Raw genomic sequence first — 22,486 nt, 5'->3', positions numbered from 1 at the left:
GAGCAATGCCTGAGAATCCGAGTGTCTGGGAAGTTCGGCTGGGCATCTACGCCACTCCGCAGCAGGCCGAAGAAGTCAAGGAACGCATCACCAGGCTGCTCTGCCCGGATCCCGACCACGCTCCGCCGTGCCCGATTCCGTGGTCGGTATCCCTTCTTCACGGTTCGGGGCTCGATGAGGACGACCCGTACCCCGAGCTTGCCGAGCAGGCCGAGGCGGAGAAGCGCCTCGGGCCGTAGTCCGGCGCCCGAGGTCCTGCCCGCACCTGGCCCGTGAGCGCCCCGCGCCCCGCGCCCCGCGGATGTCGTCGAACGCGTCGATCCGACGGCCCGGCGCGCGCCCGATGCGGCGGCGGGCCCGGCGGAGTACGTTCGACCGCGTCGGCGTCCCGTCCGTCGAACGAGTGCGGCGCGGCGCGGATTCGCCGGGCCGCACGCCGGCCGCGGTCCATCGGCACCGTTCGACCGCCCCTCGCGGGTCGGGCTCGTTCCCTCCCCGTACGCGCACCCGGTCGCGCCGCAGCGCCGGTGCCCGGCACGGGAAGGGGCCGACACCCGGCGCGTTTTCGCAACCCCGCCGGTTCTTGCGGGACTTGATCAGCACCGCGTTTCGCGGACCGGTCGGCTGTCCGAAACCGACCGGCACACAGGATCTGCCATGTGGGCCTGTCGAACGCTGCCAGGAGGATCGAGGACTGCCCGGCCTGCCTGCGGGAACAGGCAGACCGGGACAGCTCTGTTCGAACAGCCCCACGAGGACGAACCCGCGGGAGCCGCCCGGCCGGCGCCCCGAGGCCACGAGCGGCTGATTCGCTCCGCGGAGCGCACCCGAAGCCATCAGAAGCCAGGCCGCAACATCACAAATTAGCCGTTTTTCACAAGGGTCGGCGAGGGCGGAGCGGCCGAAACGAAGTGCATGCCAAGAGACCACCAACCACTCAAAGACGTTCACTCCCTCCTGACGGTCACACATTTTCAGTCACACATGACTTCCCTCCCTCGTCTACAGGGGGTTGACTGTAGGTCACGCATGGTGATGCCGCTGTCATGAGCCATGGGCCCTTGCCGGTGTGGGCCCACGCGCCCGGCGCGATGCCCCGATCCCCGGCGGAGGAGAAGTGACCAGTGATGACCGCACCGTTCCGCACGGCAGTCCCGTGTCCGCGGGAGGACATCGGCGGCACCCCGTCCCGCCATGCGTACCCGCACCGACGCGTGAATTCGATCAGCGCCCGATCTACCGTTCATCCGCATCATCTCGACGAGGGGCACCAATGAGCCAGATTGCGCTGCCAAAGTTTCATATGCCGTTCCGGAGCGCCGGTTGCAATCCCGGCATCGAGGAGACCAGACAGGCCACCTGGGAATGGGCCGAATCCCATGACCTCGTGCTCTCCCCGACGGCCCGCAAGAAGATGATCCGGACCAGGCCCGAACTCTGGATATCTCTCATTTTCCCCACTGCTTCGCAGCAGCATCTCGATCTCTTCTGCCAGTGGCTCTTCTGGGCATTTCTCGTCGACGACGAGTTCGACGACGGTCCCGCCGGCCGCGATCCGCGCATGTGCGAGACGGCGATCGAACGGCTGGTCGACGTGCTCGACGGCGGACCGCCGCGCGGCCCCATGGAGCGTGCGCTCGCCGGGCTGCGGGACCGGACGTACCTGGACCGCTCGACCGGCTGGGTCCGGCAGTTCCGGCGGGACACGGTCGCCTGGTTGTGGACGTATTACGCGGAGGCCGTGCAACGGGCTGCCGGACAAGTGCTGAGCAGAGCAGATTTCGTGAAGCACCGACGGGATTCGGTGGCCATGCAGCCTTTCCTGGACCTGCATGAGATCACCGCCGGAATCGACCTTCCGGAATCCGCGCGAAGTCTTCCCGCGTACATTGCTCTGCGCAATGCCGTCACCGATCACTCCGGGCTCTGCAATGACATCTGTTCCTTCGAGAAGGAGGCTCTGCTGGGTTATGAGCACAATGCGGTCCGGATTATTCAGCGCGACCACGGATTCACCCTCCAAGAGGCCGTCGACGAGGCCGGGAAACAACTCGGAGAGACGGCGGAACGGGTACGGAGCGCCGAGCGGGAACTGATCGAGCAGATGGCGGCGGCCGGGATCGAGGGCCCCACCCGGACCGCCCTGGAGCAGTGCGTGCGGGACTATCGCGGACTGGTCCGGGGCGACTTCGACTACCACGCCCGTGCGGAGCGCTACACCCGCCCGGACCTGGTGGAGGTCGACGAACGGAAGACACTGTCCCAGTTCTTCGCCGCCTGAACGGCCGCCCGGTCAGCCAGGAGGCCGGGCAGCCAGGAGGCCGGGCGGGCAAGGGGGCCGGGCAGGCAGGGGGCCGGGCGGACAGGAGGCCGGCTGCCGGGCGGCTACCCATCGGATCGGACCGACGGAAGCAGCGGTAGAGGAGGGGCGGACGGGCGGAGGGACAGTACCGGAGGCCCGAGGATCCCCGCCCCTCCGGTACCGGCCTCGGGCCATTCGGCCCCGGCCGCCGCCCCGCCGATGCCGACTCCGCCGCCCGCCCCGAGCGCTTCGGCATCGATCCGTCGCGGGCAGGAGGGCTGTGTCAGAGCCAGCCCGCCCCGGCGGCCACCTCGGCTGCCACCTGCGCGACCGAGCGCGTGGTGGCGTCGACGGTGAAGTCGTCGACTGCCGCCCGTTCGAGGATTGCGGCCAGTTCACCGGCTCTGGCCACATGCCATCGCAACGCTTCCGGTTCGTTCTCGTGGCGTCGCGCGAGCCGCCGGTGGACGACGGGCAGATCGGCCCGCAGTCGGCACACCGACAAGTCGACTCCGATCGCGTCGCTGCACAGTTTCCGGTCCTCCGCGCCCTCGATCACGCCGGCGAGGACCAGCCGAACCGCGCCGGCATCGAGGTAATTTCCTGCGATGCCGCGCAGATTCCGCAGCATCATGCCGGAGTTGAAGCGGTCCCCGGACGGCGTCGGCCACGACCGGCGCAGCCAGTCGAGGTCGATGACGGCGTTGGGCACTCCGGCGTCGGCGAGGAGGTCTCCGATCCCCTCGGCCACCGATGTCTTGCCGACACCGACCGTGCCGTTGATGAAGAGGGCACGGGGTTCGGGCGAACTCTGCTCCCTGATGTCCTTCATGCGCGGGACTCTACGGCTTCCTTCCGCTCCGGGCTCCGCCCTCCCACCGGTCCGGTCGGCCGCCGTCCGGACCGCCGGGGCTGCCCGAGCCCTCTTCCGACGGGGCCGGTCGGTCGTCCGGGCCGCTCGGCGGCAGTGTTCTCAGCGCCAGTGCCCAGCCGAGCCGGGCCTCGCCCGAGTCCGGTGACCGGCCGGTGAGTTCGGCGATCCGGCCGATCCGGTTGAGGACCGTGTTGCGGTGGCAGTAGAGCCGCTCGGCGGCACGGGCGGCCGAGCAGCCGCTGTCGAGCCAGACCCGGAGTGTGCCGAGCAGTGTGTCCCGTTCGGCGGCGACGTCGAGCACGGCGCCCAAGTGTACGGCGACGATGCGCTCGGAGATCTCGGGCCGTCCCACGAGAAGGACCTCCGGCAGCCGGTCGTCGAACGCCGCCACCTCCCCGCTGCCGACGGGCAGCGTGCGCAGGGCCTGTTCGGCCAGCCGCAGGGCGGGGCCCGCCCCGGAGAGCCGGTCGAACTCCGGTGACACCCCGGCGGTGGCACCGGTGCGGTGGCGCAGCAGGTCGATCAGCACTCCGGTTTCCCCTGCGGCGAGCCGCACGATGCCCGCGTACCGGCCCGACCGGGGCCGCCAGAAGGACCAGATGCCGTGGTCGTCGAGCACGGGTGCCGGGTTGGGAGGCGCGGCCGGGTCCTGGGCGGCGGCGACGACGACGTACCGGTCGTGGACGGGCACACCGAGCGCGGCGGAGGCCGCCGCGGCGACGGCTGGGTCGTTGCCGCGGCCGTCGAGCAGGGCCTCGAAGAGCGCGACGCGACGGGTGTCCTGGCGGCCCTGCATCTCCAACTGGGTCAGCCGGTAGGACTCCGCCATCACGAGGGAGTAGCGATCGATGGTCTCCCACACGGCGCCCGCCATGTCGAGTTCGGTGTCACCATCGTCTGCGGCGACACCCATGACGTCCCCGTTCGCCCGGTGCCGCCCGTGCGTCGCCGCCGGCCCCTCCGCCCGTTCCCCGTGCCCGGCCCGAGCCGCGCGCCCGGTCCGCCGTGTGCCGTCCGCCCGGGTCTTCCCGGTCGCTCCCTCCGCCCCTGCCGCTCCTGCCGCACCGGTCGCCCTGGTCGCCCTGGTCGCCCGCAGGTGCTCCGCCATCACCTGCCACATCACCCGGCCACCGCGCCGGTACGCCTGGAGCACGGTGTCCAGCGGCACGTTCTGCTCCGCGCGCCGCCGTCCCGTCTCGCGGGCCGCGTGCTCGAAGTCGCCTGCGCTGGGCGGCAGTCCGCCGAAGTCCTCCAGCGCGTGCAGGAGATTGTCCCGGCAGATCTCCCACAGGTCGTCACGGCTGACGGGCGCACCGGAGGCGTAGGTGGCGCTGTGTGCGTGGATGTCGGCGACGACCCGCCGGGTCAACTCGTCGATCTCCGGGACGATCGCGACGGCCAGTGCGCGTCTCAGCCCGCCGTCCTCGTCGCCATGACAGCGGGGGCGCGTGTTCCCGGCTCGGTGATTTTCCGCCATCTCCGAAGATTAACGACCTGGGGAGCACGAGGAGGTGGATCGGCGAACGGCCTCACGCGGCTTCGCATCCGAGCGGAGGAGGGAGTGTCCCGGAGCGCCGGCCGGACGTCCTCGCACGGGACCGCACGGACCGCACGGACCACACGGACCACACGCGGACCTCCGGCCGGTACGGCGGGGGGCGTGCCGGGTGTCGCGACAGGGGCGGACGTCGCCTGCCGCGGCACCGGAACCTTCCCTCCGGGTGAAGGCCGGAGACACGAGACATAGGCAGATGCTCAGACAGGTGCCGCGTTCCGTACACCTTGAGGGGCCAATGCCCAGGTGGGTGACGCACATGGTGGGCATCTGCACATTGTGCGAGGGCGGGGTGGCGGCTGATTCTGAGCAGCATCAGCCCTGTAGACGCCATGTTTCCCGGAGCGTGTCATGTTTCTCAGCGTCGCCTCTGTCCTCGGCGAATCGGCCCGTACACACCCCGCCCGCGTCGCCGTCGTCGATCCCGGCACGCGACTGACCTACCGGGAGCTGTGGACCCGTGCGCTGTGCTGCGCGGGTGCGCTGCGGGCTTCCGGGGTGCGGCCCGGCGACCGGGTGGCGGTGCTGCTGCCGAACACTGTGGACTTCCTGTACGCGTACTACGGGGCGCTCGCCGCAGGGGCGACGGTCGTCCCGGTGCACGGGCTGCTGGTGGCCGACGAGGTGGCGTACGTGCTGCGGCACAGCGGTGCCTCGGTGCTGATCAGTGACGGACCGCTGTGGCCGGTCGCCGAGGCGGGAGCGCGGGCCGCCGGGGTGCGGGCCGTACGCGGCGTGCCGACGGACGGCGATGCGCTGTTGGCGGCGGAACCCGCGGCCCCGGACGCCACGGCGGTGATCCTCTACACCAGCGGCACGACGGGGCGGCCGAAGGGGGCCCTGCTCACCCACCTCAACATCATGATGAACGCCTCGGTGGTCGCCCATGACCTGCTGGAACTGCGGCCCGACGACGTGGTGCTGGGCTGTCTGCCGCTGTTCCACAGCTACGGGCAGACCTGTGCCATGAACGCGACGCTGCGGGCGGGCGCGACGCTGGTCCTCATGCCCCGCTTCACCGGCTCGGGCGCACTGGACCTGATGGCCGCCGAGGGCGTGAGCGTGTTCATGGGCGTACCGACGATGTACCACGCGCTCGTCGAGGCGGCAGCCGGGAACCCCGCGGCGCTGATCGACGCGACCTGCCGCTACCGCCTGCGCGCTGCGGTCTCGGGCGGCGCCGCGCTCCCCGTCGCCGTGCTCGAACGCTTCGAGGCGGCCTTCGCGACCCAGGTCCTGGAGGGGTACGGGCTGACCGAGACGTCGCCCGTCGCCACGTTCAACCAACCCGCCCTGGGCCGTCGCCCCGGCACGGTCGGCCATCCGGTGTGGGGGGTGGAGACGGGGGTGGCGGACGCGACGGTGGAGGACTCCGTGGTGCTGCTGCCGGACGGCGAGGTCGGCGAGGTGGTGGTGCGCGGCCACAACGTCTTCGCGGGGTACCTGGACGATCCGGCGGCGACGGCCGCCGCCGTGGTCGACGGCTGGTTCCGCACCGGGGATCTCGGCGTGCGGGACGAGGACGGTTTCCTGCGCATCGTCGATCGGAAGAAGGACCTGGTCATCCGGGGCGGTTTCAACATCTACCCGCGCGAGGTCGAGGAGGTGCTCGTGCGCCATCCGTCGGTCTCCGAGGTGGCGGTGATCGGTGTGCCGGACGAGGTGCGTGGTGAGGAGATCTGCGCGGTCGTGGTGCGGCGCGCGGACGCCGACGCGGTGACGGAGGAGGATCTGATCACCTGGTCCCGGGACCGGCTCGGGCGGCACAAGTATCCCCGGATCGTGCGGTTCGCCCAGTCCCTTCCGCTCGGTCCGACCGGCAAGGTCCTCAAACGGGCCCTGGTGGACCCCGCCTCCTGATCCGCCCGGAGCCTCTCCCCATCCGACCGGAATCCCTCCCGCCCCCGGAGCCTCTCCGACCCGCCCGGCCCCCTCCTGATCCGCCCGGCCCCCTCCCCGTCCGTCCGGAATCCCCCGCCGCCCAAGGCCCTCTCCGACCCCCTGGGACCTCTCCGACGCCCTGACCCACGAAGACCGGAGCCACACCGCCATGACCGCCCCCGCACATCCCGCCGCCCCGCCCGCGGACCGCGGGCCTTTTGATCAACGCCCCTCCCCCGGCGAGAAGTTGAGCTTCTTCTCGGGCAACTTCGGCAACATCCTGCTGTCCACCACCATCAGTTCGTTCCTGTTGCTCTACCTCACCGACGTGCTGGGTCTCGCGGCGGCGGCGGTCGGCACCCTGCTCCTGGTCGTGCGGATCGTCGACAGCCTCGTCGACCCGTTCATCGGGTACGCCGTCGATCATCTCCCCGAGACCCGTCACGGGCGGTTCCGCACGTATCTGCTCATCGGCGGGGTCCTCGGCGGGACCAGTTTCGCGGCGCTCTTCCTCGCCCCGGCGCTGCTTCCCGCACCGCTGGCCGTCGCCTGGATCGTTTACCTGCTGTGGGGCCTCGCCTTCCCGACGATGGACATCCCGCTCAACTCCCTGCTGCCCGTGATGACCTCGGACCGGTCGGAACGCGGGAAGCTGGCCGCGGTGAAGGGCTTCACCTATCTCACCGGCGGCGTGATCGTGGTCGCCGGAACGCTGCCGGTCGTCGGTTCGTTCGGCTCGGAGCGCACCGGCTGGCTGGTCTGGGCGACGCTGCTGGCCGTCGCGTCCGTGGCCCTGACGGCCACCGCGGCGCTGGGTGTGCGGGAGCGGGTGCGCCCCACCCGGACCGACCGCTACGGGGTGCGCGACCTGCTGCGGATCTTCACCGGCGGAAAGCCGGTGCCCGTGCTGCTGACGGCGAAGGTGTCGACCGCGGCGGCCAGTGCGGCCATGCTCGCCACGATGCCCTTCTACTTCCTCTACAACGTGGGAGAGGAGGGCCTGATGACCGTGGCGGCCCTGGTGATGATGGTCCCGATGGCCGCGGGCAGTGTCATCGCCCCCGTGCTGTCGCGCCGTTTCGGCGGGAAGCACGCCTACCTCGGGGGGCTCGTGGTCGCCGCGCTCGGCAACGGCGCGGTGCTGTTCGCCCCGTACGACGTGGTTCCGGCGATCATGGCCTGTCTCGCCTTCGCGGGCCTCGGCATGGGAACGGCGACCACCCTCAACTACACGCTGCTGGCCGAGTTGACCGACTACGTCGAATGGCGGCACGGGCATCGCGCCGAGGGCGCGCTCGCCTCGCTCGCCTCGTTCGCCGCCAAGGCCGGTGGCGGGCTGGGCGGCGCGGCCACCGCGTACTGCCTGGGTCTGTTCGGTTACGTGGCACACACCGAGCAGTCGGAACGGGCGCTGGACGGCATCCGCTACGCGCAGGGCGGCATTCCGCTGGCGCTGATCGTGCTCGGCGGACTGGTGTTCCTGGCGTATCCGGTGGACCGCCGGGTCTCGGCGCGGATCGCGGACGAACTCGCCGTGCGGCGGGCTGCGGGCCCCGCCGCGTGACCGGCCGAAGGGGAGCGAGCGAGCCGAGGGCCGGCTCGGCACGTCGATCGGGGCACCGGCGGCACCGCGTTCCGGGAACGCCGGGGTGCCAGGAGCACCGGGAGCGCCAGGAGCCCCGAGGTACCAGGAGTGCCGGGAACGCCGGGACGGCGGCTCGTACCGCCACGGATGGTCGGCCGCGCCCGGCCGTGATCTGCTGGTGGACACGCCGGGCGTCACCTCGGCCGCGCCCACCCGCACCGGTCGCGCCCGGGTGCGGGGGCCTCCCGGTTCGGCACGCCGTCCGGGGTTCGGCGTGCGGGGTTCGGCGTGCGGGGCGCGATGCCGGTCCCGCACGGTCCGGTCCGGGTCGAAGCGGCCCCGGACCGGGTACATATCGCATCACGGCGCCGGTGGAGGTGCCGCACCCCGACGGCTCCCCCACCCACCACCCGTCCGGCGCATCGACCGTCGCGCTCGCCTCGCCGGAACCGCACCGCGGAAGGACTGAAGCCCCATGTCTGCCGTTCCCCCTCCGATATCGCCGGTCCATGAGGAGTCCCTGCTGGTCGGCACCGCTCACGGGCAGGTGCGCGGCACGTGGGAGCGGGACGTCGCGGTCTTCCGCGGCATCCCGTACGCGGCCGCCCCGGTCGGCGCCCGCCGGTTCCGGGCGCCCGAGCCGCCGGAGCCCTGGGAGGGGGTGCGCGATGCCCTGGCGTTCGGGCCGACCGCGCCGAAGCGGCCGTACTCCCCGCCGTTGGACCGGCTGCTGCCCGACCCGGAGGTGGACGGGGACGACTGGCTCAACCTGAACGTGTGGACGCCGTCCCCGGCGGCGGCCGGGCTGCCCGTGCTGGTCTGGATACACGGCGGTTCGCTGCTGCACGGTTCGTCGTCGGTGCCGCTGTACGACGGTACGGCCTTCGCCCGCGACGGGGTGGTCCTCGTCTCGGTCAACTACCGTCTGGGCATCGAGGGGTTCGGGGTGTTCCCGGACGCACCGGCCAATCGCGGTCTGCTCGATCAGCTGGCGGCGCTGACCTGGGTGCGGGACAACATCGCAGCATTCGGCGGCGACCCCGACCTGGTCACGGTGTGCGGCGAGTCGGCAGGGGCGATCAGCATCGCGGCCCTGTTGGCCGCGCCGCGCGCCGCGGGCCTGTTCCGGCGGGCCGTGCTGCAGAGCGGGGCACCGAACGCGCTGCCGCCGGACACCGCCCGCCGCACCACGGAACTGATCGCCAAGCGGCTGGGGGTCCCGGCCACGGCCGCCGCGCTGGCCGCGGTGGATCCGGAAGCGCTGCTGGCCGCGCAGACCGAGGTGACGGCCGGCGGTTCCCCGCTGACCGGCGGGAATTCGTTCCAGATCGTGGTGGACGGCGATCTGCTGCCGCGCGACCCGCTGGCGGCCCTGCTGGACGGTGCCGCGTCAGAGGTCGACCTGCTGATGGGGTCGAACAGCGAGGAGTACCGGCTCTGGTTCGTGCCGAGCGGGCTCACGGAGAGGCTGTCGCGGACCGGACTGCGGCTGGCCCTGCTGAAGTTCGGGGTGCCGCGGGCCACGGCGCGCACGTACCGCGCCAACCGGCCGGGCGCCACCCCGGGTGAGCTGCTCGGGGCGCTCGCCACGGATCTGCTGCTGCGCGTCCCGTTGAACCGGGTGGCGGACGCCCGCGTCGGCGCCCCGGGGAGCACCCGTCTGTACGAGTTCGGCTGGCCGTCCCCCGTGCTGGGGCTCGGCGCCTGCCACGCGCTGGAGATCGGTTTCGTCTTCGACGCCCTGGACCGCCCGGACGCGGTGGCCCTGGCCGGGCGGGACGCCCCGCAGGAACTCGCCGACGCGATGCACACGGCGTGGGTGCGGTTCGCCGCCACGGGCGACCCGGGCTGGCCGGTCTGGGACGCGTCGCGGCCGGTGATGGGCTTCGGCCCGGGCGCCCCCGCCCTGGTGCACGCCCCGCGCGACGACGAGCTGGGCGGCTGGGCCCCGTACCGGAAGACGCACTGACGACCGGGACCGGGAAGCCGTCGGCACCGGCCCCCTGTCACGGGGACCGGTGCCGATCGGTCGTCAGTCCTTGTTCCGCGACGCCCAGAACTCGTCGAACGTCAGCAGTCCGTCGCCGTTGGCGTCGTGCGCGTTGATGACGGCCTGGGCCACCGGCTCGGTGACGTGCGGGTCGCCGAGCTGGGCCATCACGCTCTTGTACTCGGCGGCCGTGATCAGTCCGTCGCCGTTCAGATCGAACCGCTCGAACGCCTTGCGCGCCGACTCGATGTCCGCCACAGTTCCGCCCCTTCGTCATGCCTGACCAGTGCCTGACCAGTGCCTGGTTGAGGGGGTCAGATTATCGGGCGGGAGGGGCGGCGCCGACAGCGCCCGGTCGCCCGGCCGCGCCGCCCCCCGGACGGCGCGGCCGAGAGTTCAGTGGCGCCAGGGCCGGTAGTGCGGGTTGTCGACGCACTTGCTCATGACCTCGGTCTTGGTCGCCGGGTCGATCGGGCAGGCCCCGACGATGAACGTCCGGTCGACGCCGCCCGGGAAGGCGACCTCCACCTGGTCGGCGTACTTGTGGGTGTCGCCGATCGTCTTGTTCACGTCGATGCCGCCGGGGGCGTCGACGTAGTAGTTGAACGCGGCCTTCCAGCGCTTGTACAGGTCGTGGTCGTACGAGGTCGAGACGAACGGCGAGGGCTGGTTGACGAGGACGTACTTCTCCACGTCGTACTGGCCGTAGACGATGTCGCGGGCGTGGAAGCCCTCGTCGAAGACGGTCTCGGGGCCGCGGCCGTCCGCCCGGTAGAGCTGGCGGCAGTCGCTGCGCCACGCGGGCTGCGGGGTGATCCGGTCGACGTCGACCGGATCGGCGGCGGCGAAGAGGTGGTCGGTGACGACCGGGCAGTCGCCCGGTTTGAACGCGGCGGCCGCGGGAGCGGCGGCGGGGGCGGCCTCGGTGGCGGCGGCCGGGAGGAGCGCTGCGGAGATGGAGAGGACGACAACCGCGGCCCGACGCCGCAGACGAGAAGTGATCATCATGTTGATCACTGTCCCGGGCGTGCGGCTCCGAGCCGTGGAACGTCATCCGATGGTGAGCGGGTCTGCCGGAGCGTTGACGCCGCATCGTCCGGCCGGCCCCCCGGAGCGTCGACGCCGCATCACCCGGCGGACTCCCCGGGGCGTGGCCCCCGTCAGCGGAAGACCCCCGTGTGGCCGAGCGAGTAGCGGCCCGGCTGCGGGTAGACGGCGAGCCCGTGCGGGCCGCTGCCCACCGGGATCCGGGCGAGCTGTCGGCCGCTGGCGGTGTCGATGGCGTACACCTCGGAGTTGTAACGGCCGCTCAGCCAGAGGACCTTGCCGTCGGCCGAGACCCCGCCCATGTCGGGGCTGCCGCCGTTGGGCAGCGTCCACTTCTTCACGAGCCTGCGCCCGGCGAAGTCGAAGACGGAGATGGTGCCCTCGCCGCGGTTGGAGATGTACATCTCCTCGGAATCCCGGCTGACGTAGAGACCGTGGGCGCCCTTGCCGGTGGGCAGCAGCTTCGGGGTGGTGAACTTCTCCCCGTCCAGCGCCCACACCCCGTTCGCGATCATGTCCGCGATGTAGAACGTGCCTCCGTCGGGCGAGAGCTTCACGTCCTGCGGCATCGCGCCGTGCAGCGGCAGCTTCTGCTTGGCGACGACCTCCATCTTCGCCGTGTCGACCTTGAGGAGTTCGCCGGAGAACTCGCAGGAGACGATGAAGTACCGGCCGTCGGCGGAGAAGTCGGTGTGGTTGACCCCGGCGCAGTCGACCGGAACGGTCTTGGCGGTCTTCATGGTGTGGGCGTCGCGGAAGACCAACTGGCGGTCCATCGAGGCCATCACCACCGCGTACTTGCCGTCGGGGGTGAAGTAGAGGTTGTAGGGATCGGAGACCGGTACCGCGCGGCCCACCTTCCCGGTGGCGGGGTCGATGGGGGTCAGGCTGTCGCCGAGGTCGTTGTTGACCCAGAGGGTCTTCAGGTCCCACGACGGGACGACGTGCTGCGGCTGGCGACCGACCGCGATGGTCCTGACGACCTTGTACGTCGCGGGGTCGATCACCGAGACGGTGTTGGAGTTGGTGTTGGGGACGTACACCCGGGACGGGAAGTCCTTCACCACCGGGGACAGCTTTCCCGGCCGGTCGGCGGAGTAGATGTCCTTGGCGTCGAGGACCGGGGGCATGCCGGTCAGTCCCGGCCGGGCGGGCGCCGCGACCCGTTCCTCGGCGGTGGTCGGGGCGGCCTCGCTGGCGACGGCCTGGACGTTCTTCTGGCCGGCGGGGGTGCCGCAGCCGGTGAGGGCGGCGAGGAGGGCACCCCCGAGCAGGGCGGCGGTGTGTCTCGTGGAGGGAAACATCAGGTCAGCAGCTCCGTGGTCGTCACCGCGCGCAGTCGGCGGCGGTCGATTTCGGTGAGGAGGAGGGGCAGGGCGGCGACCGTGTCCGGGTAGCCGAAGTGCAGGCTCACCACCGATCCGTCGCGGATCTCGCCGGTCACCTTGCGGGTGACGGCCGCGGCGCCGGGGGAGGTGAAGTCGAGGGAGTCCACGTCGTAGGAGAGGACGTGCGGGTAGCCCGCCCGGGCGGCGAGCCGCCGGACGAGCGGGGTGGCATCCCGGGTGCGCGAGGGACGGAACCAGGTGCCGATGGAGCCGGTGAGCCGACGAAGCCGCTGGGCGCAGCCGGTGATCTCCGCGTAGGCGTCGGCCTCGCCCAGCGAGGAGATGTCGATGTGGTGCTGGGTGTGGTTGCCGAGGTCGTGGCCGCCGTCGAGGATGCGGCGGGCCATCTCGGGGTGCTCGTCGAGCCAGCTGCCGACGGCGAGGACGGTGATCCGGGCGTGGGCCCTTTCGGCCTCGGCCAGTACGGTCCGGGCGATGGCGGGGTCGCCCTGGCCGTGGAAGGTGAGGGCGACGCGGGGGCGGTCGCGCGGGCCGTGGTCGATCTGGACCGGCAGGCCGGGGAAGCGGCGCGGTGCGGGTGCCGGGCGTGGGGCCGGGGTTCGGCCGGCCGCGGTGGCGGCGTTCTTCGGGCCCACCGGGGCCGTGGCGGTTCCGGCCGGCGTACCGGCGGCGGCCCGGTGGTCCGCGCATCCGGCGGCGAGGGCACCGGCGAGCGCGGCACCCGCTCCCGCGCGCAGGGCATTACGGCGGCGCACCGGTCTGTCGGAGGCGTCCATGAGCAGAACATTAGGGGCGGAACGGTCAGAAGATAACAATTTGCATATACGGCCAAAGCGATTGATTCATGCCACCGACTCGATAAATATTCATGCTTTTCCAGGCAAGTGACCCATTACACCTACGATTCACCTGAGAAATGATGGCAAATGCACAATGATGTACCGTTTTGCGGCTTTGGCCGTGAGGTCGCCCATCTGCCATAGTCGGTGACACGACCCGCAATGACCCGAGCCGGTTGTCACAAGCGGCCGTGAACACACCCCCCATTTCACGGCCCCCACACAGCGGCCCCCGAAGTGCCCCACCACGGCAGACCGGGGGCCTCTGTGCGTCCCGGGCATCTCCGACGGAGCACGCCGGGCTCCGCATTCCCGGAGCCGTACGCACCCGGGCCCGCGCGGACGGGCGTCAGCGGTCGGAGATCCGCATCTCGAACCAGGTGGTCTTGCCCCGGGGCAGCAGATCCACCCCCCACCGGTCGGACAACTTGTCGACGAGGAAGAGCCCGCGCCCGCTGATGTCCATCTCCTGGACGGGCATCAGGCACGGCAGCCCGCGCGAGGGGTCGCGCACCTCGATCCTGATCCAGCCACGACGACGCAGCATCCGCAGCCCGAAGACCCGGGCACCGGTGTGCCGCACGGCGTTGCCGACGAGCTCCGAGACGAGCAGCACCGTGTATTCGGCGATCTGCGGAGTGAGTGCCCAGTGCCGGAGCACCACGCCGGAGGTGAGCCGTCGCGCGGTGGCCGCGGACTCCGGACGGGACGGCAGCCGGACCTCGCCGTCCGCCGGATTCCCGAACAACTCCAGCGCCTTGAACGCCTGCTCGTCGTCCACGCCGGACGCCCAACGCGCCGCCGTCGCCCCCCCGCGCGACCGCGGCTGCTCCACACCCTCCAGACCCGCCATGCAGACCATCATGACCGCAGGGAGGGCGCCCCGGGGCCGTTCCGGAAGAATCATCACCCGGGAACACAACACTCCGCGGAAGGCGGGAGGCATATGCCATAGGCATTGATCGCCCCATAAAACCGCCTCTGACCTGCGCAAATCAACGGTCATTTGGCAGTTGCCCGCGTACCGGATCGGCCGGACCTCGGAGCTCACCCGACGTCCGGCCGATCCGCCCGCACGGATGAACCCGCGTCATCCTGTGCCCAACTGTCGCCCGCTCAGAGGAATTTGGCCTTGCCCGGCCCGTCCTCGACGAAGCTGCGCATGCCGCGCTCCCGGTCCTCGGTGGCGAACAGCCCGGCGAACCAGTTCCGTTCGATGGTGAGCCCCGTGTCGATGTCCGTCTCCAGCCCCGCGTCCACGGCCTCCTTGGCCGCACGCAGCGCGAGAGCCGGTCCCTTGGCCAGTGCGGCGGCCCAGGCCCGCGCCTGCTCGTACACCTCGGCGGCGGGCACCACGCGGTCCACCAGACCGATCGCCAGGGCCTCGTCGGCACGGACGTGACGACCGGTGAAGATCAGGTCCTTGGCCCGGGAGGGGCCGACGAGACGGGCGAGCCGCTGGGTGCCGCCGGCACCGGGGATCAGCCCGAGCAGGATCTCCGGCTGGCCCAACTTGGCGTTGTCCGCGGCGATCCGGAAGTCGGCGCAGAGCGCCAGTTCGCAGCCGCCGCCCAGCGCGTAGCCGGTGACCGCGGCGACGACCGGCTTCGGGATGCGGGCCACCGCGGTGAAGGCGTCCTGGAGCGCCTTGGACCGCACGACCATCGCCGTGTGGTCCATCGCCTGCATCTCCTTGATGTCCGCACCCGCCGCGAACACCTTCTCGCCGCCGTAGAGGACCACGGCGCGCACGTCCTCGCGCCGGGTCGCCTCCTCGGCGAGTTCCCGCAGCCGGTCCTGGGTGGCCACGTCCAGGGCGTTCATGGGCGGTCGGTCCAGCCGGATCGTGCCGACGCCGTCGCTTGCTTCGAGGGTTACGGTCATGAAAGGAGGTTAACCGCCGCTAACGACGGCGGGCCCGGTGCCGTTGGTCACAGCGCCGGGCCCGTCCGCGTCGGGTGTGGGGGGGTGCTACTTGGTCCACTCCGACCAGGACATGTTCCAGCCGCTGAAGCCGTTGTCCGGCTGGATCGTCTTGTCGTGCGAGTTCTTCACGACCACCACGTCACCGATGAGCGAGTTGTCGAAGAACCAGGCCGCCGGGGTCTTCTTGCTCCAGGCGCCGCGCACGTCCTCCAGGCCGACGCAGCCGTGACTGGTGTTGGCGCTGCCGAAGATGCCGGAGCCGCCCCAGTAGTTGCCGTGGATGAAGGTGCCGGAGGTGGACAGCCGCATGGCGTGCGGGACGTCCTTGATGTCGTACTCGCCGCCGAAGCCGACGGTGTCACCGTTCATCCGGGTCACCTTGAGCTTCTCGCTGATGACCATCTGCCCGTTGTACGTGGTGGTCGCCGGGGCGCCCGCCGAGATCGGGATGTCCCGGATCTGCGCGCCGTCACGGACGACCTTCATCCGGTGCGTCTTGGCGTCGACGGTGCTGACCTGGCTGCGGCCGATGGTGAAGGAGATCGTCTTCGCCTGCTTGCCGTAGACACCGGGACGTCCCTCGACGCCGTCGAGGTTGAGCTTCACCGTCACCTTGGTGCCGGCGGCCCAGTAGTTCTCCGGGCGGAAGTCGAGGCGGTCGTTGCCGAACCAGTGGCCCTCGACCGGCACCGACGGCTCGGCCGTCACCTTGATGGCGTTCTCGACCGCCGCCGGGTCGGTGATGCCGCGGGTGAAGTGGATCGAGACGGGCATGCCGACGCCGACCGTGGCACCGTCCTCCGGGGTGTACTGCCCGATGAAGGTGTTCTGCGGGACCAGCGTCGTGAAGGTGGTGTCCTTGGCCGACTCGCGGCCCTCGGCGTCCTTGGCCACGGCGTGGACCTTGTACTTGGTCGCCGCGGCCAGGTGCTGGTCGGGCGTCCAGCTCGCGCCGTCGGCGGCGATCTTCCCCTCGACCTCGGCCCCCTTGGGGTCGGAGACCTTGACCGTGGTCAGCTTCCCCCGGTCGGCCGCGACCTTCAGCGCCCCGCTGGTGGCGACGGATTCCGCCCCGTCCTTCGGTGCGACGGTCACCACCGCCTGCGACGCGGTGGTGTCCTCCACCTTCCCGCCGCCCTTGCCGTCCTGCCCGGCACCGGCGCCGTCGTCCCCGCCGCATGCCGTCACCAGCATCAGCATCGCGCCCAGTACCAGAGCCAGCGGCCCGGTGGCTCCGCGCCCGCGCCGTCCGCTGCTCGCCCCGGCCGATGTCCCCGATATCGGCTGCCCGTTCAAAGTGCTCGTCTCCCCTCGCACGGCCCGGCCCCGCCAAGGCCCCGGAGCCCTCGGGCCCCGCCCCCGCGCGCTGCACCTGCGCGCTCAGCGAAAGATAATCACACTGATCGCACCGAAAAGAGCCCTCGGATGTCACCGTTCAGTCCCAACTCGTCCCGGGAGCCCGCCGGGCGGGTGCGGAACGAGCCGGGCCAATCTCAGCGAAGGGCCGATCCGGCCGTCCACCGTTTCCAGCTCAGGTTCCAGCCCCCGAGCCCGTTGTCCGGTGCGACGACGTGCTTGTCCCGGGAGTTGACGACCTCGATCACGTCGCCGACGAGGGTCCTGTCGAAGAACCAGCCGGCCGGGGTGTCGCCCCCGCCGCCGCGCACGTCGCGCAGGCCGACGCAGCCGTGGCTGACGTTGGACGAGCCGAAGACACCCCGGTCCGACCAGTAGTTGCCGTGCAGGAAGGTGCCGGAATCGGTGAGCCGCAGGGCGTGCGGCACGTCCTTGATGGCGTGCTCCCCGCCGAAGCCGACCGTGCGGCCGTTCATCCGGGTCACGTCGTACATCTCGCTGACCACCATCTTGCCGTTGTACGTGTCCTTCCCCGCGTACCCCGCCGTGATCGGGACCGTGGAGACGAGCTGGCCGTCGCGGCGGACCTCCATCGTGTGCGCGGCCACGTCCACCAGGGACGTCTGGGAGCGGCCCACCGCGAAGGAGACCGTCTTGTCCTGGCTGCCGTACACGCCCGGCGCGCCCTCCACGTCGCGCAGCCCCACCTCGACGGTGACCTCGGTGCCGGGCGCCCAGTAGGTGGCGGGGCGGAGGTCGAGGCGTTTGTCGCCGAACCAGTGCCCCACGACCTCGACGGGCGGTTCGGCGGTCACCCGGATGGCCCGCTCCACGGCCCGACGGTTCCCGACCGGCCGGCTGAAGCCGACGGAGACGATCATTCCGGTGCCGACCGTGGAGCGGTTCTCCGGTGTGAAGTAGCCGATGAACCGGTGCTCAGGCACCGCCGTGGTGAAGGTGGTGTGCCGGGCGGCGCGGTGTCCGGCACCGTCCACGGCGACCGCGTCGACCCGGTACTTCGCGGCGAGGGAGAGCCGTGCCGCACCGGCCGCGGGTTTCCAGGAACGGCCGTCGCGCGCGATCCGGCCCGGCACCTCCTGGCGTCGCGCGTCCTCGATCCGGGCCACCTTCACGCTCTGCAGCCGCCCGTCCGGGACCCTCACCTCCACCGGGTCGTCGGGGCCGATGTCCCGCGCCCCGTCCCGGGGGCTGATCGAGATCGCCTCATGCGGCGGGCGGGCCTTGTCGCCGGAGGCGGAGTCGGCACCGGTGCAGCCGCTCAGTACCGCCAGCACGGCGATGAGTCCTGTCCGTGTCAGTACGGTGGCCGGGTGTGCCACCGCTCTCTTCGCAACGTGGTTCACGTCCCCCCCAACGACGGGGATCGCTCACGGGAAACGTGGGCGCGGGAACCGGCCCGGGTATCGGCCGCGGGGCCGTCCCACCGCCGACCACGACGGATCGGCGCGCGGCGTCGGGCGCGGTGCGTCGCACGGCGCGGGGACGCCCCCGTGCGGGAGGTGTCCGGGCGTCCCGGGCGCCCGACGGGGTGCCGCGGCCGTCCCCGCGCGCCCGCCGGGGATCACGGGGCGGCCCCGAGGATGCCCCGGTCGTAGCCGATCGCGACGGCGGCGGCCCGGTCCTTGGCGCCGAGTTTGGCGAAGACATGGGTGAGGTGCGTCTTGACGGTGGCTTCGCTGATGAACAGTTCGGCGGCGATCTCGCGGTTCGGGGTGCCCTTGGCCACGAGTTCGAGCACCTCGCGCTCCCGGGCCGACAACGACTCGCTGCCCGGCGCCGCCGGGGCGCGCACCCGTGAGACGAGGCGGGTGGCGACGGCGGGCGAGAGGACGGTGCGGCCTTCGGCGGCGGCGCGGACGGCGTTGAACAACTCGTCGCGTGGGGCGTCCTTGAGCAGGTAGCCGGTCGCCCCGGCCTCGATGGCGGGCAGGGTGTCGGAATCGGTGTCGTAGGTGGTGAGGACGAGCACCTCGGCCCGGGCACCTCGCCGGCTCAGCTCGGCGATGGCGGCGACCCCGCCGCCGCCCGGCATCCGCAGGTCCATGAGCACGACGTCCGGGTCGAGCCGGACCACCAGGTCGACGCCCGCCGGGCCGTCCGACGCCTCCCCCAGGACGCGGAAGCCCGGCGCCGAGTCGAACATGCCGCGCAGACCGTCCCGGACGACGGGGTGGTCGTCGACGACGACGAGCGTGATGACACGTGTGGGTTCCTCAGCCATGGCAGGCCAACCGTACTGGTCAGCGGCCGTCCCGGACCAGGGGCACCAGCGCGCGGACCGCGGTGCCGCGACCTGGTTCCGCCTCCACCTCGACGGTGCCCGCCACGCGTTCGGCACGGGCCCGCATGCCGCCGAGGCCGAAGCCGCCCGTGTTGCCGGACGGGGGCAGCGCGGCGGGGTCGAAACCGCGGCCGTCGTCCCGTACGTCCAGGCAGAGTTCGCCGTCCATGAACGACAGGGTGAGACCGACCCGCGACGCGCCCGCGTGGCGGCCGACGTTGGTGAGGGCCTCCTCCGCGATCCGCAGGAGCGTGGCGGCGATCTCGTCGTGGACCCGCTCGACGGTTCCGGTGACGGTGAACTCGGCCCGGACGCCGTGCCGTTCCGTCCACGCGCGGACCGTCTTCTTCAACGCGCCGGGCAGGTCGTCGTGTTCCAGCGCGACCGGGAGCAGGTCGTGGACCGAGCGGCGCGCCTCGCCCAGGCTGTGCCGGGCGAGGGCGGCGGCCCGGTCCAGGTGCTGTCGGGCGAGCTCCGGATCGTCGTCGGCGACCGAGTTCACCACTTGGAGCTGGGCGATGATGCCGGCCAGGCCCTGCGCGAGCGTGTCGTGGATCTCGGCGGCCAGCCGGCGCCGCTCGTCGGCGACGCCCGCCTCACGGGCCCGGACGAGGAGTTGGGCGTGCAGGGCGGCGTTCTCCGCGAGGGCCTGTTCGAGGCGGGCGTTGGCGACCTCCAACGCGCTGATGGTGTCGGTCTGGGTACGGACGTGGTCGGCCTCCCGGTCCGCGATCTGGGCGAAGACCATGGTGATCGTCACGTGCACGGCGAGGAGGATGCCGAAGGCCAGCCAGTTCATGAGGCTGGCCGGCGGCAGGCCGCTGCCGCACTGCGAGCCGGCCAGGATGACGGCGGTGGCCAGCAGTCCGGCGCGGACGGCCCGTTTCGGAAGCAGCCGGCCCGCGTCGAAGTAGCCGAGCACCGCGTAGATGGAGAAGAACGGATTGCACCAGGCCAACGCGAAGGCGAGCACCGTGCGGACGCAGAAGTGGGTGATCGCCGCCCGGCTGCCCGCCCCGGCGGTGCGCTCCGCCCGCCCCCACCAGAGCTGGAGGGCGAGCGCCGCCGGGACGAGCCCCATCACCGCGTACACCTCGGAGCGGGACATGATGGCGTCCGCGATCACCGCCGTGACCGCCGTGCTCAGGCCGAGCAGGCCGTACGGGCCGTAACGGAGGAACCGTTCCTTCCACCACTGGGCCGCCATCGTCGCCCCGACCGGTCCCGTGCGCGTCGTCACCCCGGCCGATCCCGTCCGTGTCGTCTCCCCGGCCGGTCCCGTGCGCATCGTCTCCCCCGTGTCCATGGCGGAAGTGTCCCCCGGATCCGTGTCCGCCCGGTGCCCCGGGAGCGGTCATTCCCAGCGGAACAGGCGGGTCGCCGACACGGCCGCCGCCGCGGTCCACAGGGCGACCGCCCCCAGGTGGATCCAGCCGGGCCAGCCGCCGGACGCGGCCCGGTCCAGTGCCTGCGAGGCGGCGCCGAACGGTGTGACCTGGACGATGTGGCGCAGGGTGTCCGGCATGGCCTGGACCGGGATCCACACCCCGGCGGTGAACATCGTCGCCAGGGAGAGGACCGTTCCGACGGCGGCGGACGCCTTGGCCCCGCGGGAGAGCGCGCAGAGCAGTGCGCCGACGGCGAGCACGCTCGCCGTCGCCAGGAGCAGGGCCAAGGCGTAGCCGAGGGGCTGTCGGGGCAGCCGGACGCCGAACGCCGCCCGGCCGACGGCCATGACCAGGGCCGCAGCGCCGAGGGCGGCGGCGCCGTGCAGCAGCATCTGGGCGGCGAGCAGGGCGGACGGCCGTACCGGGGTGGTCGACATGCGGCGCAGGATGCCGCGCTCCCGGTAGCCGGTGAGGACCGGCGGCATGGCCTGGAGCCCCGCCATGATCATGGCGAGCAGCACCGCCACCGGGACGTACACGTCGATGGTGCGGCGCCCGCCGAGCGCGTCCTCGGGCTCCCGGAAGGACGGGATCAGGCCGAGGACCGTGAGCAGCAGGGTCGGGAAGCCCAGGATCCAGAACAGGCTGCCGGGTTCGCGGAGGAAGAGCCGCGTCTCGGCCCTGAGGACCGCCGCCCAAGGGGCGGGGGCGTGCGGAGTCCGGGCGGGTTCGCCCGGGTTCGAGGGGTGTGAGGGGTGTGAGGGGTGCGAGGGATTGGAGGGATTCAACGGGCTCGCCGGGGTCGACGGGTTCAGCGGGTTCGACGTGTTCAGCGGGCTCTCCGGGATCGACGTGCTCAGCGGGTTCGACGGGCTCGACGGGCTCGACGGGCTCGACGGGCTCGACGGGTTCACGGTGGTCATGTCAGGCCGCCCGTTCCGTGAGGTCGAGGAAGGCGTCGTCCAGGGTCGCCTCGGAGACGCGCAGCCGGTGGGCGGTGATGTGGTGACGGGCCAGCAGTGAGATCACCGCGTTGGCCGTCTCGTCGGTGCCGTTGATGACGATCCGTCCGTCCTCGCGTTCCACGGACGTGGCTCCGGGCAGCGCGTCGAGTTCGGCGCCGTCCAGGGGGCTGGACGGGGTGAAGGAGATGACCGTGGACGTGTCGGCCCTGCTGATCAGACCGGACGGGGTGTCGAGGGCGACGACCCGGCCCCGGTCGATCACGGCGACGCGGTCGCAGAGTCGCCGGGCCTCCTCCATGAAATGAGTGACCAGGAGGACCGTCACGCCGCTGTCGCGCACGTCCTCGATGAGTTTCCAGGTGTCCCGGCGGGCCCGGGGGTCGAGGCCGGTGGTGAGTTCGTCGAGGACCACGACCTTCGGGTTGCCGACCAGGGCGAGCGCGATGGACAGACGCTGCTTCCTGCCTCCGGACAGCGCGGCGAACCGGGTGCGCAGGGAGGTGTGCAGACCGAGGCGTTCGGCGAGGGCGCGCCAGTCGCCCGGTTCCGGATGGAAGGCGCTGTGCAGTTCCAGCGCCTCGGCGACGGTGATCTTGGGCTGGAGTTCGCTCTCCTGGAGCTGGGCGCCGAGCAGCCGGGTCACCCGGGCGTGGTCGGCCACGGGGTCGAGGCCGGCGACCCGGACCGTTCCGGCGTCGGGAACCCGCAGTCCCTCGACGCATTCGACGGTGGTGGTCTTGCCCGCGCCGTTGGGACCGAGGATGCCGAAGATCTCCCCCTGGTCGACGGTGAAGCTCACGCCGTCCACCGCGGGACGCCCGGCGTAGGCCTTGTGCACCCCGTCGACTTCGATGATTGCCATGCCACGAGGATCGTGACCGGCGGTCCGGCGCACCATCGTCCATCACGCTCGAAAACGCATCGGCCGATCGGTTGATGCCGGGGTGGAACCATGCCCCCGCCTGCGCCGGACGGCTGCGGCACGGCACGTAACCCGCCCGAGCCCGGAGCAGGGTGTCGCCATGGCGCGGGACCGGCTCGCGGGCCCGCGATCACCACGAGGGACATCGCGGCGAACGCGAGAAGGCTCTCGGCGGTCACCCCGGGCGGGTACTTCCTGATCCCTG

Annotated in this window: 19 protein-coding genes; 5 read left to right on the top strand and 14 right to left on the bottom strand. The window is 71.7% G+C overall.

Going from position 1 to position 22,486, the window contains the following annotated elements:
- Positions 1–5: 5 nt before the first annotated feature.
- Complete coding sequence (locus ACFC79_RS03220; RefSeq protein ID WP_376234441.1) at positions 6–239, top strand: hypothetical protein; 234 nt, start codon at positions 6–8, stop codon at positions 237–239.
- A gap of 1,034 nt (positions 240–1,273) precedes the next feature.
- Positions 1,274–2,281 carry a terpene synthase family protein gene (locus tag ACFC79_RS03215; RefSeq protein WP_376234438.1) on the top strand — a complete coding sequence of 336 codons (1,008 nt, stop codon included), beginning with the start codon at positions 1,274–1,276 and terminating at the stop codon, positions 2,279–2,281.
- Between the two features lie 304 nt (positions 2,282–2,585).
- Here the strand turns inward: ACFC79_RS03215 and ACFC79_RS03210 are convergent, their stop codons facing one another.
- Both ACFC79_RS03210 and ACFC79_RS03205 read right to left on the bottom strand, forming a co-directional pair.
- On the bottom strand, positions 2,586–3,134 hold the full coding sequence (locus tag ACFC79_RS03210; RefSeq protein WP_376234436.1) for a hypothetical protein: 549 nt from the start codon (positions 3,132–3,134) through the stop codon (positions 2,586–2,588).
- A gap of 10 nt (positions 3,135–3,144) precedes the next feature.
- Positions 3,145–4,653 carry a PucR family transcriptional regulator gene (locus tag ACFC79_RS03205; RefSeq protein ID WP_376234433.1) on the bottom strand — a complete coding sequence of 503 codons (1,509 nt, stop codon included), beginning with the start codon at positions 4,651–4,653 and terminating at the stop codon, positions 3,145–3,147.
- Positions 4,654–5,082: 429 nt separating this feature from the next.
- Here ACFC79_RS03205 and ACFC79_RS03200 point away from each other — a divergent pair, with 429 nt between their 5' ends.
- The 3 genes from ACFC79_RS03200 to ACFC79_RS03190 all read left to right on the top strand — a co-directional run bounded on the left by ACFC79_RS03200 (position 5,083) and on the right by ACFC79_RS03190 (position 10,166).
- Positions 5,083–6,591, top strand: a complete 1,509-nt coding sequence (locus ACFC79_RS03200; protein WP_376234430.1) for a long-chain fatty acid--CoA ligase — start codon at positions 5,083–5,085, stop codon at positions 6,589–6,591.
- A 190-nt stretch (positions 6,592–6,781) separates the two neighbouring features.
- Positions 6,782–8,176 (top strand): MFS transporter, encoded by a 1,395-nt coding sequence (locus ACFC79_RS03195; protein ID WP_376234428.1) that lies wholly within the window; start codon positions 6,782–6,784, stop codon positions 8,174–8,176.
- Positions 8,177–8,672: 496 nt separating this feature from the next.
- Positions 8,673–10,166, top strand: coding sequence for a carboxylesterase/lipase family protein (locus ACFC79_RS03190; RefSeq protein ID WP_376234425.1), 1,494 nt, complete (start codon positions 8,673–8,675; stop codon positions 10,164–10,166).
- A gap of 63 nt (positions 10,167–10,229) precedes the next feature.
- Here ACFC79_RS03190 and ACFC79_RS03185 read toward each other — a convergent pair whose 3' ends face one another.
- From ACFC79_RS03185 to ACFC79_RS03130, 12 genes are all read right to left on the bottom strand, one after another.
- On the bottom strand, positions 10,230–10,445 hold the full coding sequence (locus ACFC79_RS03185; RefSeq protein WP_376234423.1) for an EF-hand domain-containing protein: 216 nt from the start codon (positions 10,443–10,445) through the stop codon (positions 10,230–10,232).
- 138 nt (positions 10,446–10,583) lie between these two features.
- A complete protein-coding gene (locus tag ACFC79_RS03180; protein WP_376234916.1) occupies positions 10,584–11,192 on the bottom strand; it encodes an ADP-ribosyltransferase in 609 nt (202 codons plus the stop codon).
- Between the two features lie 155 nt (positions 11,193–11,347).
- The gene (locus ACFC79_RS03175; protein ID WP_376234421.1) at positions 11,348–12,538 is read right to left on the bottom strand and encodes a beta-propeller fold lactonase family protein; all 1,191 of its coding nucleotides are present in this window, start codon (positions 12,536–12,538) and stop codon (positions 11,348–11,350) included.
- On the bottom strand, positions 12,538–13,359 hold the full coding sequence (locus tag ACFC79_RS03170; protein WP_376234419.1) for a polysaccharide deacetylase family protein: 822 nt from the start codon (positions 13,357–13,359) through the stop codon (positions 12,538–12,540). The genes ACFC79_RS03175 and ACFC79_RS03170 overlap by 1 nt, the downstream gene beginning before the upstream one ends.
- 412 nt (positions 13,360–13,771) lie before the next feature.
- Positions 13,772–14,287 carry an ATP-binding protein gene (locus ACFC79_RS03165; protein WP_376234417.1) on the bottom strand — a complete coding sequence of 172 codons (516 nt, stop codon included), beginning with the start codon at positions 14,285–14,287 and terminating at the stop codon, positions 13,772–13,774.
- A 251-nt stretch (positions 14,288–14,538) separates the two neighbouring features.
- Positions 14,539–15,306, bottom strand: coding sequence for an enoyl-CoA hydratase/isomerase family protein (locus tag ACFC79_RS03160; RefSeq protein ID WP_376234415.1), 768 nt, complete (start codon positions 15,304–15,306; stop codon positions 14,539–14,541).
- Between the two features lie 87 nt (positions 15,307–15,393).
- Positions 15,394–16,644 (bottom strand): Ig-like domain-containing protein, encoded by a 1,251-nt coding sequence (locus tag ACFC79_RS03155; protein WP_376234413.1) that lies wholly within the window; start codon positions 16,642–16,644, stop codon positions 15,394–15,396.
- Positions 16,645–16,841: 197 nt separating this feature from the next.
- Positions 16,842–18,068 carry an Ig-like domain-containing protein gene (locus tag ACFC79_RS03150; protein WP_376234411.1) on the bottom strand — a complete coding sequence of 409 codons (1,227 nt, stop codon included), beginning with the start codon at positions 18,066–18,068 and terminating at the stop codon, positions 16,842–16,844.
- A 218-nt stretch (positions 18,069–18,286) separates the two neighbouring features.
- Positions 18,287–18,946 (bottom strand): response regulator, encoded by a 660-nt coding sequence (locus ACFC79_RS03145; RefSeq protein WP_376234408.1) that lies wholly within the window; start codon positions 18,944–18,946, stop codon positions 18,287–18,289.
- Between the two features lie 19 nt (positions 18,947–18,965).
- Complete coding sequence (locus tag ACFC79_RS03140; protein ID WP_376234914.1) at positions 18,966–20,213, bottom strand: sensor histidine kinase; 1,248 nt, start codon at positions 20,211–20,213, stop codon at positions 18,966–18,968.
- A 147-nt stretch (positions 20,214–20,360) separates the two neighbouring features.
- Positions 20,361–21,317, bottom strand: a complete 957-nt coding sequence (locus ACFC79_RS03135; protein WP_376234406.1) for an ABC transporter permease — start codon at positions 21,315–21,317, stop codon at positions 20,361–20,363.
- 1 nt (position 21,318) lies between these two features.
- Positions 21,319–22,221, bottom strand: coding sequence for an ATP-binding cassette domain-containing protein (locus ACFC79_RS03130; RefSeq protein WP_376234404.1), 903 nt, complete (start codon positions 22,219–22,221; stop codon positions 21,319–21,321).
- Positions 22,222–22,486: the final 265 nt, after the last annotated feature.

Source organism: Streptomyces sp. NPDC056061 (assembly GCF_042266885.1).
Taxonomy (GTDB): Bacteria; Actinomycetota; Actinomycetes; order Streptomycetales; family Streptomycetaceae; genus Streptomyces.
The sequence above is the reverse complement of the archived record's forward strand: the minus strand, read 5'-3'. Positions and strand labels throughout refer to the sequence as shown.

Bases quoted from the DNA above. Each gene is read 5' to 3' on its own strand.
- ACFC79_RS03170 (WP_376234419.1), bottom strand. From the start codon at position 13,359: ATGGACGCCTCCGACAGACCGGTGCGCCGCCGTAATGCCCTGCGCGCG.
- ACFC79_RS03205 (WP_376234433.1), bottom strand. From the start codon at position 4,653: ATGGCGGAAAATCACCGAGCCGGGAACACGCGCCCCCGCTGTCATGGC.
- ACFC79_RS03190 (WP_376234425.1), top strand. From the start codon at position 8,673: ATGTCTGCCGTTCCCCCTCCGATATCGCCGGTCCATGAGGAGTCCCTG.
- ACFC79_RS03180 (WP_376234916.1), bottom strand. From the start codon at position 11,192: ATGATCACTTCTCGTCTGCGGCGTCGGGCCGCGGTTGTCGTCCTCTCC.
- ACFC79_RS03195 (WP_376234428.1), top strand. From the start codon at position 6,782: ATGACCGCCCCCGCACATCCCGCCGCCCCGCCCGCGGACCGCGGGCCT.
- ACFC79_RS03215 (WP_376234438.1), top strand. From the start codon at position 1,274: ATGAGCCAGATTGCGCTGCCAAAGTTTCATATGCCGTTCCGGAGCGCC.
- ACFC79_RS03175 (WP_376234421.1), bottom strand. From the start codon at position 12,538: ATGTTTCCCTCCACGAGACACACCGCCGCCCTGCTCGGGGGTGCCCTC.
- ACFC79_RS03200 (WP_376234430.1), top strand. From the start codon at position 5,083: ATGTTTCTCAGCGTCGCCTCTGTCCTCGGCGAATCGGCCCGTACACAC.
- ACFC79_RS03210 (WP_376234436.1), bottom strand. From the start codon at position 3,134: ATGAAGGACATCAGGGAGCAGAGTTCGCCCGAACCCCGTGCCCTCTTC.
- ACFC79_RS03220 (WP_376234441.1), top strand. From the start codon at position 6: ATGCCTGAGAATCCGAGTGTCTGGGAAGTTCGGCTGGGCATCTACGCC.
- ACFC79_RS03140 (WP_376234914.1), bottom strand. From the start codon at position 20,213: ATGGCGGCCCAGTGGTGGAAGGAACGGTTCCTCCGTTACGGCCCGTAC.
- ACFC79_RS03160 (WP_376234415.1), bottom strand. From the start codon at position 15,306: ATGACCGTAACCCTCGAAGCAAGCGACGGCGTCGGCACGATCCGGCTG.
- ACFC79_RS03135 (WP_376234406.1), bottom strand. From the start codon at position 21,317: ATGACCACCGTGAACCCGTCGAGCCCGTCGAGCCCGTCGAGCCCGTCG.
- ACFC79_RS03145 (WP_376234408.1), bottom strand. From the start codon at position 18,946: ATGGCTGAGGAACCCACACGTGTCATCACGCTCGTCGTCGTCGACGAC.
- ACFC79_RS03130 (WP_376234404.1), bottom strand. From the start codon at position 22,221: ATGGCAATCATCGAAGTCGACGGGGTGCACAAGGCCTACGCCGGGCGT.
- ACFC79_RS03165 (WP_376234417.1), bottom strand. From the start codon at position 14,287: ATGATGGTCTGCATGGCGGGTCTGGAGGGTGTGGAGCAGCCGCGGTCG.